Annotated in this window: 14 protein-coding genes; 4 read left to right on the forward strand and 10 right to left on the reverse strand. The window is 52.5% G+C overall.

Annotated elements, in window-relative coordinates; translation table 11 throughout:
* Positions 1 to 45: 45 nt before the first annotated feature.
* From G506_RS0114785 to G506_RS0114795, 3 genes are read right to left on the reverse strand one after another with little or no spacing between them, the layout of a single operon-like run.
* Positions 46 to 411: a response regulator gene (locus G506_RS0114785; protein WP_028117539.1), complete on the reverse strand. Its 366-nt coding sequence runs from the start codon at positions 409 to 411 to the stop codon at positions 46 to 48.
* On the reverse strand, positions 395 to 3,430 hold the full coding sequence (locus G506_RS0114790) for a hybrid sensor histidine kinase/response regulator (protein ID WP_028117540.1): 3,036 nt from the start codon (positions 3,428 to 3,430) through the stop codon (positions 395 to 397). Before G506_RS0114790 ends, G506_RS0114785 begins: the two co-directional genes overlap by 17 nt.
* A gap of 6 nt (positions 3,431 to 3,436) precedes the next feature.
* Positions 3,437 to 4,462 (reverse strand): HD domain-containing phosphohydrolase, encoded by a 1,026-nt coding sequence (locus G506_RS0114795; protein WP_028117541.1) that lies wholly within the window; start codon positions 4,460 to 4,462, stop codon positions 3,437 to 3,439.
* 472 nt (positions 4,463 to 4,934) lie between these two features.
* On the opposite strand from G506_RS0114795, the gene G506_RS0114805 reads away from it, so the two are divergent.
* Positions 4,935 to 5,753, forward strand: a complete 819-nt coding sequence (locus G506_RS0114805; protein ID WP_028117543.1) for a M48 family metallopeptidase — start codon at positions 4,935 to 4,937, stop codon at positions 5,751 to 5,753.
* Between the two features lie 247 nt (positions 5,754 to 6,000).
* Here the strand turns inward: G506_RS0114805 and G506_RS0114810 are convergent, their stop codons facing one another.
* A complete protein-coding gene (locus G506_RS0114810; RefSeq protein ID WP_028117544.1) occupies positions 6,001 to 6,366 on the reverse strand; it encodes a hypothetical protein in 366 nt (121 codons plus the stop codon).
* A 179-nt stretch (positions 6,367 to 6,545) separates the two neighbouring features.
* Here G506_RS0114810 and adk point away from each other — a divergent pair, with 179 nt between their 5' ends.
* Positions 6,546 to 7,190 carry an adenylate kinase gene (adk, locus tag G506_RS0114815; protein ID WP_028117545.1) on the forward strand — a complete coding sequence of 215 codons (645 nt, stop codon included), beginning with the start codon at positions 6,546 to 6,548 and terminating at the stop codon, positions 7,188 to 7,190.
* 143 nt (positions 7,191 to 7,333) lie between these two features.
* Positions 7,334 to 8,329, forward strand: coding sequence for a ferrochelatase (hemH, locus tag G506_RS0114820; RefSeq protein WP_028117546.1), 996 nt, complete (start codon positions 7,334 to 7,336; stop codon positions 8,327 to 8,329).
* Between the two features lie 40 nt (positions 8,330 to 8,369).
* Here hemH and G506_RS0114825 read toward each other — a convergent pair whose 3' ends face one another.
* The 5 genes from G506_RS0114825 to G506_RS0114845 form a co-directional block, all read right to left on the reverse strand.
* Positions 8,370 to 10,280: a methyl-accepting chemotaxis protein gene (locus tag G506_RS0114825; RefSeq protein WP_028117547.1), complete on the reverse strand. Its 1,911-nt coding sequence runs from the start codon at positions 10,278 to 10,280 to the stop codon at positions 8,370 to 8,372.
* Positions 10,281 to 10,547: 267 nt separating this feature from the next.
* Complete coding sequence (locus tag G506_RS0114830) at positions 10,548 to 12,200, reverse strand: FAD-dependent oxidoreductase (RefSeq protein WP_028117548.1); 1,653 nt, start codon at positions 12,198 to 12,200, stop codon at positions 10,548 to 10,550.
* Positions 12,201 to 12,303: 103 nt separating this feature from the next.
* Entirely contained in the window at positions 12,304 to 13,023 is a 720-nt protein-coding gene (locus G506_RS0114835) for a LamB/YcsF family protein (RefSeq protein WP_028117549.1), read from the reverse strand.
* Positions 13,020 to 13,961, reverse strand: coding sequence for a 5-oxoprolinase subunit C family protein (locus G506_RS19885; protein WP_051202173.1), 942 nt, complete (start codon positions 13,959 to 13,961; stop codon positions 13,020 to 13,022). Before G506_RS19885 ends, G506_RS0114835 begins: the two co-directional genes overlap by 4 nt.
* Complete coding sequence (locus G506_RS0114845) at positions 13,958 to 14,662, reverse strand: 5-oxoprolinase subunit B family protein (protein WP_156904914.1); 705 nt, start codon at positions 14,660 to 14,662, stop codon at positions 13,958 to 13,960. Before G506_RS0114845 ends, G506_RS19885 begins: the two co-directional genes overlap by 4 nt.
* A 229-nt stretch (positions 14,663 to 14,891) precedes the next feature.
* Between G506_RS0114845 and G506_RS0114850 the strand changes: the two genes are divergently transcribed.
* Positions 14,892 to 16,193 (forward strand): inosine/guanosine kinase, encoded by a 1,302-nt coding sequence (locus G506_RS0114850; RefSeq protein WP_028117551.1) that lies wholly within the window; start codon positions 14,892 to 14,894, stop codon positions 16,191 to 16,193.
* A 69-nt stretch (positions 16,194 to 16,262) separates the two neighbouring features.
* Here the strand turns inward: G506_RS0114850 and G506_RS0114855 are convergent, their stop codons facing one another.
* On the reverse strand, positions 16,263 to 18,356 hold the full coding sequence (locus G506_RS0114855; RefSeq protein WP_028117552.1) for an Ig-like domain-containing protein: 2,094 nt from the start codon (positions 18,354 to 18,356) through the stop codon (positions 16,263 to 16,265).
* Between the last annotated feature and the right edge of the window lie 599 nt (positions 18,357 to 18,955).

Genomic DNA, 18,955 nt, shown 5'->3' on the forward strand with positions numbered 1-18,955 from the left:
ACTTAAGTGAATTGGTATAACCGCCTAGCTTGTGCGGCATTGGCATCACAGCGATTGCAGCAACAGTTCGAGCTGTTTGGGTGAGTATGGCTTGTGCAGTTGGCCATCAAAGGCGCTTTGTTGCGATTCACTGAGTACGACAGCGGTCCAAGCGTAACAGCGGCAGCCGGAGCCTAAGCGTCGTCGAAGATTGTTGGCCAGTTGATGGCCAGCAAGCTCTGGCATGCACTGATCTAAGATCACCAACTGTGGCATCAAACCGCTGTCATCAATCACTTGCTCAACGATCAACGGATTGTTGATCACCGTGACCTTAACGCCCTGCAGCAACAAGGCTTGTTCGAGCAACATGGTATTGACTGGGTTGTCATCAACTATCACGCACCACGGTTGTTTATCGACACTCGCCATTATTTACTCCGTTGATGATTGCCAAGGCGCCAGCGAAGTCCAGTTGTTCCAGCGCTCGGCGCGCGCGGCCATAGTCCGCTTCGCCGATGCCTAAACTGGCGCTGTTATGGCTGGCAAGCCAGCCAATCGCTTGAAAGTCACCCTCCGCTAACGCTTGTTGCAGCTCGATTTTGCTGCATAGGGCAGCAGCGGCGCTGACCATAGGTTCTGCTGGCAACGCAGCGGTTAGCCGTTGCCGAAGATCGGCGGCGGCTTGGCGCAGCGCTTTTAGGTTGCTGCTAGTGAAGTCAGCTTCCAGTTGCTGGCATTGCAGATACAAACTTTCAGCGCCAAGGTTACCTGCAGCCCCTTTTAGCGAATGTAAGGCATCGCGCTGCTGCGCCGGATCATCATCCAGATGGTAGGCAAACTGGGCTAATTGTTCGGCAAATAGTCCTAAGGCGCGCAACACCACCTCGGCCTGACCGCCGCCGCTTTGCAGCGCGCAATCCAGATTGATGCAGTCGATCGGCGCTAAGGTTGCAAGCGCGCTTGACGCCGGTTGCTGAACTTGCGGATTGGTTGCTAACCACTGCACCAGTACTTGATTAAGCCGAGCTTGCTGAATTGGCTTATCAATGCTGTCGTCAAAGCCGCTTAGCTGCATCCGCTGTTTCTCTTGCGGCTGTACCAAGGCACTTAGGGCGATAATCGGTACTGCCGAATCGCTGCTGTTTTTGATTATCTCGGTGGCTTCAAAGCCATCCATAACCGGCATCATGCAGTCCATTAAGATCAGATCATAATGATGTTGGCGGGCCAACTCGACCGCTTCGAGGCCGTTATCACAGACGTCGATTTGCCATTGCAATGGCGCCAGTAAGCCCAGCATCAACTCTTGGTTAATGAGGTTGTCCTCCGCCAACAAGATCCGTTTCCCGGTCGGTAATTGCTGGTCGTAAACCGGCTTGGTTTGATGACTGGGGTTTGGTTGTTGGCCAACCAGTTGGCTGATGGCAGCCTGCAGATCAACGCAGGTGACCGGCACATTAAGGTGCAGTAGGTTGCCTTGTCGTTGTTGGTCGGTCCATTGATTGTGCAGCACGATGGTTGGCCGGTCGCTGGGCAGTACCGCAGTTTTAGCGCAGACCACCCAAATGCTCGCCTGTTGACGGTTAACCGGTTGCAGATCGTTCATGCCCGTTTGTTGTAACCAAGCGGGCCACTGCGAAGGTTTAGCGGCATCGGAGGCTTGCCAACAGATTGAGTAGTTAGCTAGCTCTAGCGGGCGAGCGGGCAAGGGTTGCTGCGCTGCTGGTACCGCTTCATAGGGCAGTGACAGGGTGAAACGACTACCCTGGTGTTGTTGGCTGCGAACTGAAATAGAGCCGTTCATGGCGGTCGCCAACCCTTCGCTGATTGCCAGCCCCAAACCGGTGCCACCGTAGCGGCGGGAGATGGAATTATTGCCTTGTTCAAACGGCTGGAAAAGCCGCTCTAGCTGTTCTGGGCTGATACCAATACCGGTGTCGGTAACGGTGAACATTAAGGTATTGGCGTTATTACTAAATTGCCGCGACAGGGTTAGGGTAACCGAACCGCTGTTGGTAAATTTAATCGCATTACCAACCAAGTTTTGCAGGATCTGCGATAATCGCAACGGATCGCCGAAGAGACTGGCCGGCACATCGGGGCGAACGACGATCTGCAGCGTTAACTGCTTTTGTTCAGCGGCGACCGAAAACATCGCTTGCAGTCGCTGCAGCAGGGGTTGCAACTCAAACGCGGTGCGTTCAATCGTTAGCTTGCCTGCCTCTACTTTAGAGACATCAAGGATATCGTTTAGTAACTGCAACAACCCCTCGGCTGAGCTATTGACCTTTTTGATCCAGCTTGCCAACTTGTCGGACATCGGTTCATTTTGTGCCAGTTGGCTAAGGCCGATAATGGCGTTCATTGGTGTCCGCACTTCGTGGCTCATGTTGGCTAAAAACTGAGTTTTGGCCTGTGCCGCGGCATCGGCTTGACGCACCGCTTCAACTAAGCCATCGAGGATCTGATCACTGGCACGGCGGGAGCGCGCTAGGCCGACAATCATCATCACCGTGACAAAGGTAAAGGCCACCGCCAACATCAGCAGCAGATCCACCGCTTTGGCCGAGTTAAGCAGCACCGCCCGCTTATCGGTAAGTTGCTGATTGATATCTTCACTTAACTCGTTGCCCATGATGGTGATGTGATTGGTCAGCTTTTCGAACACAATCTTTTGTTGGCCAACACTTTCAACGGTCGCGGAAAAGCTTTTCGCTTGCTGTAACAGTTGTTGCAACGCCGGTTGGATAGGGCTTGTCGTTAATTGCAGACGCAACTGTTCAATCTTACTTACCGAACTCAAGAAGCGCTCTTGGTATATGTGGAGCCGGACTTTGGTAATCGACTCATCACCGCCTGCCGAATTCATTTTTACGCTGGTGTCCGGCAGTGTGCCCATATCGCCGAGCAAGGTCGTCAATTGCTGTAGCAATTGTTTGTTGATTTGGCGTTTTTGTGGCGACTGTTGTTGCAGATGTAGAATATCGCTGTTCAGACTTAAGATGGCCTTCTTTAGTTGTCGGTACTCGCTGCCGGCGGTCTCATTGATGTCGATAAAGCTGGGTAACATCGGATCCAATTGCCGCAGATAATCCAGGTAAGCCGACAGTTGCTCACTAAAAGCTGCCAGTTCGTTGTTGTCATGCACGACATTATCAATGACCAGTTGCAGTTCATTGATCTCTCGTTCCATAGCGGCTTGCTCAAACCGCCCTTGCTCGCGCAGCAGTACCAACTCCGAGACCCGAACTTGGTCCATTGCAGTTTGCAACTGCGAGGTATCGCGATAGCTTTGGTAGTCGCTAACCATGGTCTGAATTAGGCGAACGTTGGCAATAGCCACCGCCAAAATGGCGATAACGACTACCCCAAAGCCCATAAATAGCCGTGACAGAACCTGCTGTTCTGATTTGCCATTGGCTAGGATGGTATCGAGTTTTTGCGGCACGCGAGGTTAGTCTCGGTAGGTTTGACTGGTGGCGATCATCGCCTGTTGCTGGGCCAAAAAGTGCGCCACCAGTTCCGGGTCAAACTGGCTGCCGGCACCGGCGGCAATAATCTCAATCGCTTGTTCGCAGCTCATCGCTTTTTTGTAAGCGCGCTCGCTGATCAGGGCGTCAAACACATCGGCAATGGCGACGATTCGCGCTTCCAGTGGAATATTGTGGCCAGCCAAACCGTGGGGGTAACCGTTACCATCAAAGCGTTCATGGTGGTACAAGGCGATGGTGCGCGACATCACCATCACGCTGGATTGATCGCCCTCTAACAATTGCGCGCCGATCTCAGTGTGACGTTTCATCAATTGCCATTCGGCATCATCCAAGGCGCTGGGTTTACTCAAAATTGCGTCCGGAATGCCGATCTTGCCGATGTCGTGCAGTGGGGCCGCGTGAAACAGATCTTTGCACCAGTCGCTGTCACAGCCATGAGCCTCGGCAATCAATTTGGCGTAGTGAGCGACTCGCAGCACGTGCAGTCCGGTCTCTTCATCTTTAAAAGCGGTCGCTTGCGCCAGCTTTTCCAGCATCACCAGACGCGAGCGGTGCAGTTCACTCTCTTCATGTTCCAACGCCCGCATCAGCCCCATTTTGTGGCTGTGAGCGGCTAAGTGGGTACGAACCCGATGCAGTACCGTTGGCGCGTAAAATGGCTTACGAATGAAATCAACCGCGCCTGATTCAAAGCCCATCGCTTCATCTTCTGGCTGACTGGCGGCGGAGATAAATATCACCGGAATGTCGCCATAGCTGATGTCGGTTTTCAGCCAGCGACAAAATTGATAGCCATCGATATTGGGCATCACAATATCCAGCAAGATCAGATCGGGCTTTTGTGGCAGGCGTGCAATTGCCTCTTCACTGCTGCGGGCAACCAACACTTTAAATTGTGGTGCCAAGATGCCACCCAGCAGATGCAAATTTTCGGGGCAGTCATCTACCAATAGAATGGTGGCTGGAGCGTTTGCGGATTCGGTCATGATGGTGCGGTGTCGATGGGGTTGAGTAAATGATGTTAACGCTGGAGTTTACTGAGGCGACCTAACGGACTCCCTGCAATAGCAACATTGGCGAGTAAAATAGAACTTGTTACGGGTTATGTACATGTGAATTTACGATTGAGAACCGCATTGGTCAATCGCTTGAGTATTGTTAAATGGCTGTTATGACTTAACTTTGTGACGGTTTTAACAAAAAGCCCAATAAGCTTTTGTGAGTTCAATCCACTTTAGCGCGCGGAGTGTACCGGCGCAGCGTTGCGCAAATCCAGTACAATATTTATACCGATTCGATAAAGCTTGTTTTAAGTCAATTTTCGCTGCGATGCGGTGGTTTTGCGCTTTTGTTCATCGTTAATTTGCGTAACAACGCTGACGACGATCGCCTTTGCCGTTACAGTGTGATCAGTGTCGCCGAACGTTGCGGTGCGGTGCAGTCAACAAAGGAATTGTGATGAAACATGGAATAGTGGCATTGATGCTGCTCGGATTGAGCGGGTGTTTGGCGACCTCGCCCACAGGCCGTAATCAATTGATGATGTTTAGTGCCGAACAGATGCGGCAACTCGGCAGCGAATCATTCGCCCAAATCAAGCAGCAGGAGCCGATCAGCCAGGACGCTGCGGTGGTTGCTTACGTTCAGTGCGTTGCCGACGCCTTAACCCAACCGTCGTTGCTGCAAGCGATCGATCCCAGCCAACAAGAGCGTTGGCAGTTAGTGGTGTTTGAATCGGATCAAGTTAATGCCTTTGCGTTACCCGGTGGTTACATCGGGGTTTACCGCGGCTTGCTCAAAGCCGCGCAAACACCGGATCAATTGGCGGCGGTGATTGGCCATGAAATCGGCCACGTACTGGCCAATCACGGCAATGAACAGGTGTCCCGTGGTCAGGCAACCAACGTCGGTTTACAGATGATCGATGTCGCCCTTGGTGCCAGCGGCACCGGCAATCGCGAGATGATTATGGCTGGCTTAGGGTTGGGGGCTCAAGTGGGGATCATGCTGCCGTTCGGGCGTCAGCAAGAGAGTGAATCGGATGTGATCGGTTTAGAGTTGATGGCACGGGCAGGATTTGATCCGGCCGCCGCCATCGCGCTGTGGCAGAACATGGCACAGGTGAGCGGCGGCGGTGGTCAACCGGAGTTTTTATCGACGCACCCATCACACAGCAATCGCATCGCCGAATTAAGCCGCCGTCAGGCCGAGGCGCAACAGTGGTATCAGCAAGCGCAGCAACAGGGACAGCGCCCGAACTGCAAGGTGCCGAACTAGGGCGTGTTGACGTTTAGTGTTTGGAATTTGGTCGAGGATAGCGGCTGTCAATCGAGGATTGCGATTGAAGGCATAGTGGTTCTACGTCGAAATCGTATGACGAAGAGTGACAGTTGCTAGTCCGACCCTGCAAGGCGCCCCCCAGTGATCACTGAACAGCAAAATTAACCAAACAAGATCAATTTGCTGTCAAAAAGTAGCCAACAAAGGGCGCAAAAACATACGGCAAAGGTCAACACGCCCTAACTTAATTTAGGTGATCAAAGTGGGCAAACTGCTGCTGGCAAAAGCTTGGTAATAGCAGCAGTGGCAGCGCCTGTTGCTGATATGGTTGGCCATTGTGATAGCGCTCGGCGTCGATCTCGACGGCGCGAATGCCGGCGTCAATGTTAGGCAAGTCAACACGGCGATAATCAACCCTAAGCGGCTGCAGCGGGTGCAGCCAAATCAGCCAATGGTGCGGCTGCTGTTGATAGTAGCCCTGATACAGTTGACAAGACTGTTGATGGTGATGCAACACGCTATAGATCACCCGATTCAGTGCGGCGGCATCCAGTGCTTGGGTCGGCAGTTGCAGCAGCTGTGCTTGCAGTTGCTCGGCGGAATATCTCATAAAGCCAATGGTTCTCTAATTAAGGCGCAAGTTTAGCAGCAGTGGATTCTACGATACGCTGACCAAGACAGTAATTCTGCCATTTGCGACCAAAGACTACGGCACCAGCTATTCCCTATTTGCACAGCCTATGCCAAGATCCGCAAGTTTTTTTCATATACAGTCGAGAGGACTATCTCATGCGCATTATTCTGCTGGGCGCGCCAGGTGCCGGTAAGGGTACCCAAGCTCAATTCATCATGGAGAAGTACGGCATTCCACAGATCTCCACTGGTGATATGCTGCGCGCAGCCATCGCTGCTGGCACCCCACTGGGTCTGGAAGCCAAGAAACTGATGGACGCCGGCCAGCTGGTACCAGATGATGTGATCATCGGTCTGGTCAAAGAGCGCGTTGCCCAAGACGATTGCGCTAACGGCTTCCTGCTGGATGGTTTCCCTCGCACCATTCCACAAGCGGACGCGATGACCGAAAACGGCATCGACGTTGACCACGTAATCGAATTTGACGTGCCAGACGAAGAGATCGTTAAGCGCATGAGCGGCCGTCGCGTGCACCCAGGTTCTGGCCGTGTGTATCACGTGGTATTCAACCCATCTAAGGTTGAAGGTAAAGACGACGTAACTGGTGAAGATCTGGTGATCCGCGCTGATGACGAAGAGTCCACCGTACGTAAGCGTCTGGCGGTATACCACGACCAAACTGCACCGCTGATCCAGTACTACACTGAGGCAGCGGCAGCGGGTCGCAACCAATACCACAAGATGGACGGCACCCAGCAAGTGGCTGCGGTATCTGCGCAGATCGGTACTCTGCTGGGTTAAACCAGATTGGTTAAGCACTAAGCGCAGTTGTTAGCACTGTGTGATCTTGTTAGAAAGCCCGCAACAGCGGGCTTTTTTGTTGCCTGATCCGGTGCTAGGTTGCTGTCGTATCATCGGATTGATTGAATAAGTGATTGTTTGCTATGACAAAGCCTCCATTTGGCGTGCTGCTGGTTAACCTTGGCACCCCCTGTAACCCGACCCCAGAGTGTGTTCGCTGTTTCCTGAAAGACTTTTTGGGGGATCCGCGGGTGGTGGATCTGCCGCGTTGGCAGTGGAAGCCGATTTTGCATGGCATCATCTTAAATACCCGACCAAAGCGGGTGGCTAAGGCTTATCAATCGATCTGGAGCGAGCAGGGCTCGCCGCTCAAAGTGATTAGCCAAGCTCAGCGAGACGCCTTGGCGGCCAAGCTTGAGCAGCAATTCGGCCAAGCGATCCCGGTTGAATTGGGGATGACCTATTGCAAGCCAGGTTTGGCGACCGGTCTCGATGCGCTAAACCAAGCCGGAGTGGACAAGGTGGTGGTGTTACCGCTGTTCCCGCAATACTCCTGCAGCACCACCGGTGCGGTGGTGGATGGTCTTGCTAAGGTGTTTGCCAAACAGCGAGCGCTACCGGAATATCGTTTGATCCGCGACTACCACGTTGATCAGCAATACATTCAGGCGCTGAAAAACAGCGTTGAACGCCATTGGGCCGAGCATGGTCGAGGCCAGAAATTGTTGATGTCGTTCCACGGGGTGCCAGAGCGCTACATTACCGAGGGCGATCTCTATCGTGATCACTGCCAAGCGACCGCCGATGCGCTGGCTTCAGCCTTGGGCTTAAACAGCGAACAGTGGCTGCTCTGTTTCCAATCCCGTTTTGGCAAAGAGCCATGGCTGCAGCCGTATACCGATGAGATGCTGGAATCGTTGCCGAAACAGGGGGTGACCGCCATCGACATTATCTCACCGGCGTTTGCGGTGGATTGCTTGGAAACCTTGGAAGAGTTAGCGATCGAGGGCAAGCAAGAGTTTATCGAGGCGGGCGGCGAACACTATCAATTTATTCCGTGCTTGAATGCCGGTGACGATCATATCCAGATGATGGCGTCGCTGGTTACTGAGCACGCGGGTAATTGGGCTGGGTGCTGACGCTGAGGGCTTAGCCGCAACCTAGGCAGCGACAAGCTGCCTAGGTTAATTTGAATCTGCCGATCAGGCATTTAAGATTGCTGTTGGTTTGACCAATAGTGATCGTTTGCTGTTGCAGCACCGTGCCAGTGTGATTGAGCGAGGAGACCATGGTTTGGATCTGCTGCATATTGTGATCAAGCGCCTGCACCACATTACGTTGCTCTTCGGCTGCCGCGGCAATTTGATAGTTGGCTTGATGAACCGAGTGAATCTCACTGTTCAGCTGGGTCAAAGTGGTGGTAATCGTCGAGTTTTGTTCTACCACCAGGCGGCAATGGTGCTGGGTTTGATTGATTGAATCGACGGTTAGCTGCGCTTGTTGTTGCAGTTTCGCCAGCGCTTGTTCGATATCGCCAGTACTGCTTTGTACTCGTTCAGCCAAAGCCCTAACTTCTTCAGCGACTACCGCAAATCCTCTGCCTGATTCCCCGGCACGAGCGGCCTCGATCGCGGCATTAAGCGCCAGTAAGTTGGTTTGTTCAGCAATCCCGGCGATGATGCTAACTACCGATTGGATGCTGGTGGCTTCATCGTTCATCGCTTTCACGTTGTCGTTAGTTTTGATGACGTTACTCGATAGCGCGACGATCTGTTGTTGCGCCTTATCAAGGCTTGTTTGGGCAGTGTTGCTTTGATTATTAACCTGCTGACTGGCGCTTTCGGTGACGTGAGCCATCTTTGAGACCGATTCGGCACTTTGCTGTAACTGGGTCATCGCAGTGACGATCTCATTGGTTTCATCCATATGCTGGCACAGCGCCTGATGGCTGTCGCTGCTGACACTATTAAGCGTTGTCATCCCTTGGTTGAGCTGTTCACAGGCTTCTTGAAACTGCTGCATTACTTGGTGCAGATTATCGATAAAAGCATTGATCCCTTTAGCAATTTGTCCAAGATCATCGTCCCGTTGCAGCGGCAATCTTTGGGTTAAGTCGGCGCTACCATTCGCCAGATTAGCAACCACTTGCCGCAATGCCACGATCGGCCGATACAGCCAAGTTAATGCCAGCAATAGCGTAACCAATGCCACCACCGCGGTGACCGCCATGGCAACGCCAATTTTGCCGCTAGCAGCAATGCTTGGGGCGTTAATTTGGCTTTGATCAACGGCGACAATCAACAGCCAATAATCATCACCTATCAATGGGATTTTACGACTTACTAGCAGCAGTTGTTGCTTGTCGATGGTCAGTTGGTGCTGCCCTTTGGCGTGGCCATACAGTTGCTGCCGATGGATATTCAGCGGCGTTTGTTCGATGTTGCTTTTGGCGGTAACAAAATCGGCACTGGAAGCGAGCACCGTACCATGCTGATCGGTGATGATCGCAGCGCTGTCGTTCAGGTAATTAATGTCATGCAGTTTTTGCTGTAATTGATCAAAACGAATATCAACCATCAATACTGTATCGGCAAAACGATACATGACGCCAATCATCGGGATGCCATCGGCGCGAGTGAAGAACGCGTCACTCAGGCTCAAACCCGGCTGCTGCTGAGCCTTTTGGTACCACGGGCGAGTACGTGGATCGTACAGGGCAGGAATGCCGACGCCACCAGGAAAAGAGTCCGATTCTCGAGAGACAAATGAACGGCCATCGTCGTCGCCCAAGGTGACTTTAAACACTCCGCCCAGCTCGGCAGCACTGGCTAACAGTTGTGGGTGGTTTTCGGTCTGCTGGGGTTGCTGGTAGTAACGTTTTAAGCTGTCAATAACCGCGATTGCCCGCTCGACCGGTTGCAGAATTTCAGTTGCCTTGGCGTCAATGGCGTGGTCGATGTTTGCTATTACCCGTTGCTCAACTTCGACTTGGATAATTCGATGCGCTAGATAGCCGCTTATACAGCAGCATAACAACAGTGAAATTGCCACGGTGGACAGAATGCTGCCTTTAAAACCCAATTTGCGCATTAACGGATCCTTTTGCTGATGGCACTGTTGCTGGTCGGGATTAACGTGACAAATTGTGACCAATTAGGGCGCTAACCAATATTGATTAAAATCAAATTGTTAATCAGGAAAGGGCGGCTCTAATCTGGTTATGTGAACCAGACCATAATAATAAAAAGGTGTTTCATTATTTTTATCTTGCGGTTTTGTTTTTGCTTGAAGTTCAACTCACTAGGGCGGCGGTTGCGGCAAGGGGTGGGTAGGCCACCGGTGACGGTGGCCTTGGGATTAAGCGTTGGCACTACTGTAGGTTTTGTAGCCACCAATCAGATTAACGGCGTTAAAGCCGCAGTTGCTCAGCATTCGCTGGGCCACATGGCCGCGTAACCCCACCTGACAGATCACCACAATGGTTTTGTCTTTTGGTAGTTCGGCCAAGCGGCCGCGCAGTTCATCCACCGGGATGTTGATGCTGCCCGGGATTTGACCAAGCTTGCTAAGCTCTGCCGCCGTGCGAACATCCAGCAGCAGGTGGTCATGGTTAAGCTCTGTCAGTTGATGGTAGTGGATTGGCTGACAGAGCCCTTCACGAATGTTGCTGGCGACCATACCGGCTAGGTTTACCACATCCTTAGCGCTGCCATAAGGCGGGGCGTAGCTGAGTTCGACCTGCGCCAGTTGCTCTACCGTCATCCCCATGCGGTAGGCCATCGCCATCACATCAAGGCGTTTGTCGACGCCATCTTTACCGACCGCTTGGGCACCGAAGATCTTGCCGCTGTCGGGACAAAACAGCAGTTTGAACGATACCGGTTCCGCGCCAGGGTAATAACCGGCGTGGCTGGCGGCATGGACAAACACTTTTTGATAGCGAGTGCCATCGCGCTGCAGTCGTCGTTCGTTAAGCCCAGTGCAGCCGACCGCGATATCAAATACCTTGCAGATGGCGGTGCCTTGGGTGCCACCGTAGGACTTATTGGCACCCAGCATGTTGTCGGCGGCGAGGCGCCCTTGGCGGTTGGCCGGCCCCGCCAGTGGCGCCAGCATGGCGTTATCGAAGCCAAACTGTGGGTGCTCAATGGCATCGCCGACGGCATAGATATCGGCCACAGAAGTTTGCATTTGCGAATTAACCGCAATGCCCCCAAGTGGGCCGATAGCAATGCCGGCTTGCTGAGCAAGGGTAATTTCCGGGCGGACGCCGATGGCCATGATCAGCAGTTGGCTATCGAACTGTTCGCCATTGGTTAAGGTCAACGTCAGTGAGGCGGACTGCGGCTGATAATCGACCGATTCCAGCGCTTGGCCTAAACGCAGGTCGACATCATGGCCACGAATGACTTGATGCACCAACCCGGCCATCTCACGGTCGACGCTGGTCATCACTTGGTCTGCCAACTCTAACAGAGTGACTTTGATGCCACGGGCGTGCAGCGCTTCGGCCATCTCTAAACCGATAAAGCCACCGCCAACCACGGTGGCGTGGTTGACGGTGGTTTGCTCTAAGGTGGCTAAGATCCCATCCATATCGGGGATGTTGCGCAGGCTGTGAGTCAGCGGGGTGTTAATCCCCGCAATCGGTGGCAGCACCGGCGCAGCGCCAGGGCTCAGTAATAGTTTGTCGTAAGGTTCTTGGTAACTTTGCCCACTGGCGAGGTTATGCACGGTGATCTGCTTATTGGCGCTGTCGATGGCAACGACGTCGCTATTGATCCGCACCTCGACGTTAAAGCGATTGTGGAAACTCTGTGGAGTTTGCAGTAGCAATTTATTGCGATCACTGATGTCGTTGCTGATGTGGTAGGGCAGGCCGCAGTTGGCAAATGAGACATAGGGGCCGCGCTCAAACATGACGATCTGTGCTTGTTCATCCAAACGGCGAGCACGAGCAGCAGCCGACGCGCCACCGGCAACGCCGCCAATAATGACGATCTTGGTCATAGAGGATCCTTTCACCTTGATGGGCAATAACGTACTTGATAGCACCGCATTGCAGCACAGATAGCGCCGGCGATGAATGATTTAGATCGGTTTTTGCGGCGCGCTATCGGCCTAGCGTGGTTACCTGTCGCCGGATCACCTTAGCAAGTTGCAAGGCTTGTGGGTTATCGCCGTGCAGACAGAGGCTGTCGATGGTTAACCGCAGCGGCGTGCCCTCAACGCTATCCACCACCCCAGCAAGTAGCTGCTGCAGCTGTTGTTGTAGTTGCTCAGGGGTGGTCAACAGTGCTCCAGGCTGCTGTCTGCACTGCAAGCGGCCATCACTGTGATAGCGACGATCAACAAAACCCTCTTGGATGATTGGTAAGCCGGTGCTGGCGGCGATGGTGGCCAGTGGACTTTGCGCCTGCACCATTAATGGCAAACGTGGGAACTGGCTAAGTAGGTAATCGCACAGCGCCTGAGCGGATTCAGGTTGCCAGTTGAGACGGTGATACAGGGCGCCGTGGGGTTTTAGATGACTCACCTTCGCGCCTTGTTGGGCGGCCAACTCAACAAACTGTTGCAGCTGCCGATTGAGCTCTCCAAGTACAGCGGTAAGCGGCTGCTGCAGCTCGATGCGGCCGAAATTATCCGGATCGGCATAACCAGGATGGGCACCAACGTTAACCTGATATTGCTTGGCCAAGGCGATGGTCGAGCGGGTTAGCGCCAGACTGCCAGCATGGGCGCCGCAGCAGATGTTGGCACTGCTTATTAGCTTCAGTAATGGCTGATCATCGCCACCTTCGCCAATATCGGCGTTGAGATCCAGTCGCGTCATTGGTTCGGCTCCAGTTGTTGCCAGCGCTGCTGGGCGGAGAGCCGCAGTTGGCGCAGATGACGATGTTGTCGTTTCAGCCGCGCTCTGGCTTCGGTAAGTGAGATTGCCTCAAACCACAGTTGTTGATTGGGGCGCAGTTGGCCCAAGGTGGTAAGACTGGATTCGGCCACTTGGGCGATTTTGGGGTAGCCGCCGACCGATTGGCAATCGGCGCCTAAGATAATCGGCTGGCCGTTGCTGGGCAGTTGCACCGTTCCCGGCAGTACCGGTTCGGATGCCATTGTCGCAGGTTGATAAGATAGCGGGTCACCGCACAGACGCAGCCCCAGCCGGTTACCTTGTGGGCTGACCTGCCACGGCGCTTGGCACAAGCTGGTTAAGCCGTGCTCAAGCCGATCCGTTTGCGCGCTGGCGAAGCAACCAAGTACTGGGGTGAGTGGCCAAACCAACCCGACCCAACTGTGGCAAATTGGCACTGGCTGCCGGTAGGGACGAATCGCATAGGTATCGCCGACGCTCAGTTGCTGGCCAAGCCCCAGTTGGCTTTGATGGCTAACACTGCCAAGAACCGGTTCGGTATCAATCCCGCCTTTGATAGCCAGATAGCTGCGACAACCGTGTTTTGCCCGCCCCAACGTCAGCGTTTGTCCGGCCTTGATGGCATGCACTTGCCCGGGTTCTACCGCTGCGCTATCGATGGTTATGGTCATAGTGGCACCGGTTATCGCAACGGCGCTATCGCAATGAAAACGCAGACTTGGGCCAATCAGGGTGGCTTCAATCACCGCCAAGTTGCCATCTTGATTGAGTAGAGCGTTGGCGGCTTGAGCGGCCAGAGGGTCCATCGCGCCGCTGCGGGCAAAGCCCAGTTGCCGCCAACCGCGGCGTCCCAGATCTTGGATGCTGCTGTACAGCCCGCCGCTGATAACCTCAATCATCGCTGCTGCTCGCACTGTTGCTGATAAACATCAAAGTCGATGGGGTAAAATTCGACGCTGTCGCCCAACTGCAAGCGACAGGGGGTGGCGGCGCTGATATCTAACAGCGGCAGCGGACAGGCACCAAGCAGGTGCCAACCTGCGGGACCGGATTGCGGATAGATGCCGCTGTAGTGCTCGGCGATGGCAACACTGCCTGCTGGCACTTGCAGTCGTGGGGTGGCTCGGCGCGGTAATTGCAAGCGGCTATCTAAGCCATCAAGGTGGGCGAAGCCGGGGCGAAAACCGGTGGCGGCAACCCGATAACGGCCGGCCAAATGACGATGGATTAGCTCGGCAACCGAAAGTTGGCAGTGGGCGGCGATATCGTCCAGATCGAGCCCTAAGCTGGGGTGATAACACACCGGTAGGCGGTGGCGACGTGTGGTACGCGGTTGGCGTTGTGGTTGCTGCTTAAGCCACAGTTGCAGCCGGTGTTGTAGATCGCATTGACTAGCACCAATAAGCGCCAAACTGGTTGGGGCGGCCACCACGTCATCAAGCCATGGCAGTTGGCTTAAACGCTGCTGCAGTTCAGCAATTTGCCGATGGTTATCAACGCCATCGGTTGGCCAACGCAGCAACAACGCGCCCTCGGCCATCGGCTCGATAATAAACTGCCATTCTGTGCTGGCCGCTGGGGCTGGATGATCGTCGCTCATCACCAATTCCTTTGGTTGTTTTTCATTCACTGTACCAGTGCTGGTCAATAAAGTTTGGGTAGCGGCGGTTTTTGTTATCAATCAGTTGAGATCCGAGCGTTTTATTAGAGAAACTCTGTGATAGACTTGCGCGCCCAATTTGACAGCCACTGCAGGGAGCCGATCGGATGATCGAGCAGTGCCAACTACACTGCATGGATGGCGTTACGCGAGCTGAAGTGATCCCAGCATGAAATTCCCTGGACAGCGCAAATCCAAGCACTACTTTCCCGTTGAATCCCGCGATCCGCTCACCAATGAGCTAAATCCGGTGATCCGCCCTAAGTTGACCCACGTGACTGGCATCGACCAAACCTTGGTGGATATCGAAGCCCACGTGGATGAAGACTTTATCCAGCGCCACAAGCTGATTAAAGGCAACTCGATGCTGATCGACGATGAAGCGGCGCACGCGCTTTATCAAGAGCTGCAAGACCGCGCTCTTATCACCGAAGAGTTTGCTGGCGGCACCATCGGCAACACTCTGCATAACTACTCTACCTTGGCGGATGATCGCTCGGTGATGTTTGGGGTGATGAGCCGCAACCTGCAGATCGGCAGCTACGCCTATCGCTATCTGTGTAACACCTCGTCACGGGTGGATCTGAACCTGTTGCAGCCGGTGGATGGCTCCATTGGTCGCTGCTTTACCCTGATCACTGAGTGCGGCGAGCGTACCTTTGCGATCTCCAAAGGCAGCATGGATAAACTGGAAGCCAGTTACATCGATGAAGAATTGGTGAAAACCGGTTCGGCGCTGGCGCTGACCGCCTATCTGATGCGCGCTGGCGGTGATCCAATTACCGAAGCGGCAATGACCGCCATCGGCTACGCTAAATCCGCCGATGTACCAGTGGTATTGACCTTAGGCACCCGTTTCTTGATTGAGCAAGATCCGCAGTTTTGGCGCGATTTCATCAAAGAAAACGTTACCGTGCTGGCAATGAACGAAGAGGAAGCGGCGGCACTGACCGGTGAGTCCGATCCGTTGCTGGCCTGTCAAATGGCGCTGGAGTGGTGTGATCTGATTTTGTGTACTGCGGGGGCTTCCGGCCTGTACACCGCCGGTTGGTGTGATGAAGAACACAAGCGCACTACCAGCCACCCATTGTTGCCGGGGGCAATTGGCGAATTTAACCAGTACGAGTTCTCCCGCCCGATGCGCCGCAGCGAATGTGACCAGCCATTTAAGGTGTACTCCCACATCGCGCCTTACATGGGCGGGCCAGAGAAGATCTCCAACACCAATGGTGCTGGTGATGGTGCCTTGGCGGCGTTACTGCACGACATTTCCGCTAACGATTACCATAAGCTGAATCTGCCGCAATCGAGCAAGCACCGCTACAGCGGCCTGTGCTACTCCTCATTTGCGCAGATCTGCAAATACGCCAACCGCGTTAGCTACGAAGTGCTGGCGCAGCACAGCCCGCGTTTGTCCCGTGGCTTGCCAGAGCGTGAAGACAGTTTGGAAGAAGCGTACTGGGAGCGTTAAGCCGTTTGGCATAGCGATAAAAAAAACCGACTTCAATGAAGTCGGTTTTTTTATGGTTAAAACGAGCAATTAGTCATTATTGCCTTGGCCAATCCACTTCATATTGAAGTAAAGAGGCTCAACCAGCGCTTCGCCATTGTCCTCTTCTTTAGGCAGCAACATGATGCTGTAAACTTTGCCCTCAACGAAAGAGTCCATCAAGTCGAAACCGATGCCGTACTCACCACGAGTCATTAGGTTAATCGGTTGTGATTCATCCACGCCGTCACCCGCGATTGCCAAAGTTTGGTAAAAATCGGTTACCGAGGTTTCACCAAACTCTTGGCCATCCGCTTCTACGAACAGGTCAAAACGTTTGTTGTTGACCATTTGAATGGAAACGGTGCCCAGCTCGAAATTCATCTTATCTGGGCTGCTGGTCTCGGCATTCAGCAGAAATTGTTTATGGTCGCGATTTGCAGGACCTTGTTCAGAGGTCATGGTAATGCGACGTTCGATATCCGCCTTGCTGGTAAAGAACATGTTACGTTCCTGCATACCATCTTCGGTACGGATGACTTGCAGTGCGCCTTGGGATAGTTGATTTCCAACCACATCGCTGGAAATCGCAAACTGCATTTCAACAGCTTCGTTACCATCGGGGAATGAGGCCGTGATAATGCCGTTGGCAATATCGTAGCTACCAACCTCAGTGGTTTCATCAGAACACTGAGTTAGGTTCTGTGGCGCGCGTTGGTTCATGTACACCTTGTCATCAACAAATTTATAGGTGTCACACCAAACGCTAGAGTAGTCTTGCTCGTCGGTGCCATTGTCGCGACCGCGCTCCAGCATGTACCAGATTTTGCCTTCCAGAGCGTGTTTGTCTTCTTCTGGAAGTTCACCGTTGTCAGCAACCTTCAGCGTAAACTCAACTTCGGCAGCATCCGTGTGATGTTCATCCTTAGCAGTAACGGTGAACTTAAAGCTACCTTCTTTAGCGGTACCCTTGATAGTCAGAATGTCGCCGTCAATGCTTAAAGTCAGCCCTGAGTCGGCAGGCTGGGTGCCGACGGCCAGAGTCAGTTCATCGCCGTCAGCATCGCTAAACAAACCATTCAGCGAGACAGTGCGGTTTTCGGTAGTGCCTTCAACTAGATTAAGCTTATCTAACTCGGCTTGGATTTGTGCTTTACCAACCACAGTTGGCATTTGGTTTTTGGCTTCCACCACAATTTCAATAGCAACAGCACGAGAGCTTACTTTGCTATCGTTGGCATAAGCGCTGAATTTCAAAGTGCCGGCTTTGGTCATATCCGATTGACTAGAGATAACGCCGGTTTCATTATCAAATTGCAGACCAAAATCAGCCAGTTCCTGAGCGGTTTTGGTGATGCTGAAACTTAACTTATCGTTATCTGTATCTGTAAATACCTCGCCTAGATAGATATTTTTGATCCGGTTGGCATTATCAAGTTTGATGACTTGATTTAGCTTTTGGCTGTGCTCGTTAGCTTGGTGCGGACGATGGTTTTCAACAAAGCTTTCGCCATCTAGCACTGGTGCAAAGTTGTTGAGTTGTTCGTCTGTTTTGTTACCAATCAAACCAGATAAATCGACAAGTTGCTCATCGGTTAACTTATTATTATTTTCAACAATGGTATCGGCGGCAACGGCCACTTTCTTGTTGCTGCTAACATCACCAAACAACTGTTTTTCGTCTGCACCAAGAGACTCGAAAGTTTCTTTGATTTCATCTACCGCGGCAGTCAGATCTACGCTATCAGTTACCTTTTCAACAACCAAAGTGGTCATTGGTGTTACAAACTGGGTTTGGTCTACGCTGGTGCCAAACAGTTCTGCAGAGTCCTTGTGCGCTGGCGCTTTCAATTCTAAAACAGTAGAACGGGCAGCGCTTGGCTTCTTAATACAGATTGCATTTGATTGGTGCTCGATTGCGATTTGTACCGAACCATCGCTGTCGGTAACTGCGTTTTTAATTTCTTTACCTGATGTGCAATTTGCATCGGCATATACTTGTGCGCCGACCAGCACTTCAGATCCACTCATTGCCTTCACGGTAAAGGTTTGTGGAACTTCTGGTGCAGAGTCGTTGGAGTCACTGCCGCCACAACCGGTCAGGACAAAGGCTACCGAAGCAGCAATCAGGCTTAGCTTTTTCATTGAGTCATCAATCACTTTGTAAAATTTAAATCCATTAAATGCCCGCCAGTTTTCCGAGTGTGAAAATGCTGACTGGCGCGGCAAGACTACCGAGCATTTCGCCCTTGCTGTTATGAGCCACGTCACAATAAATGGCCTATCGCGAGGGGGCTTTTGTCCTAAATGTTGCAATTTGAGAGCAAGTTACCGAACTTAATTCGCAACCGGATAATTTGTGCTCAAGGTTTTTTGGTAAAAATTAAATGCGATTTTGTAAATGTTTTTGGTAGAGTCACCCATGATATTGATGGCTATTATTGCGATTTTAAGGCAAGGCCTATCCCATGCTTTTCTGAGTAGTTTGATAACATCATGGTTGCGCTCTTTGCCAATCCACAGCACTTGGTGAAAGTTGCTATCCAAAATTATGGTGGGGTAACGACGACTCTTAAGTTGGATGAGTTAATCTCAGGTTAAGCATTTTATGTTGCGGTAATCTGGTTTATATCATGTAATGAGGCAAGCCAAGAAGTATCTCCAGTTTTAATAAAGTCAAGCCAAAACCTTTTCCTGTTAATAGTTATTAATGGTGCAGTCGCTAGATTTAGAATGAAAAGTTC

This window comes from Ferrimonas senticii DSM 18821 (assembly GCF_000422665.1).
GTDB lineage: Bacteria > Pseudomonadota > Gammaproteobacteria > Enterobacterales > Shewanellaceae > Ferrimonas > Ferrimonas senticii.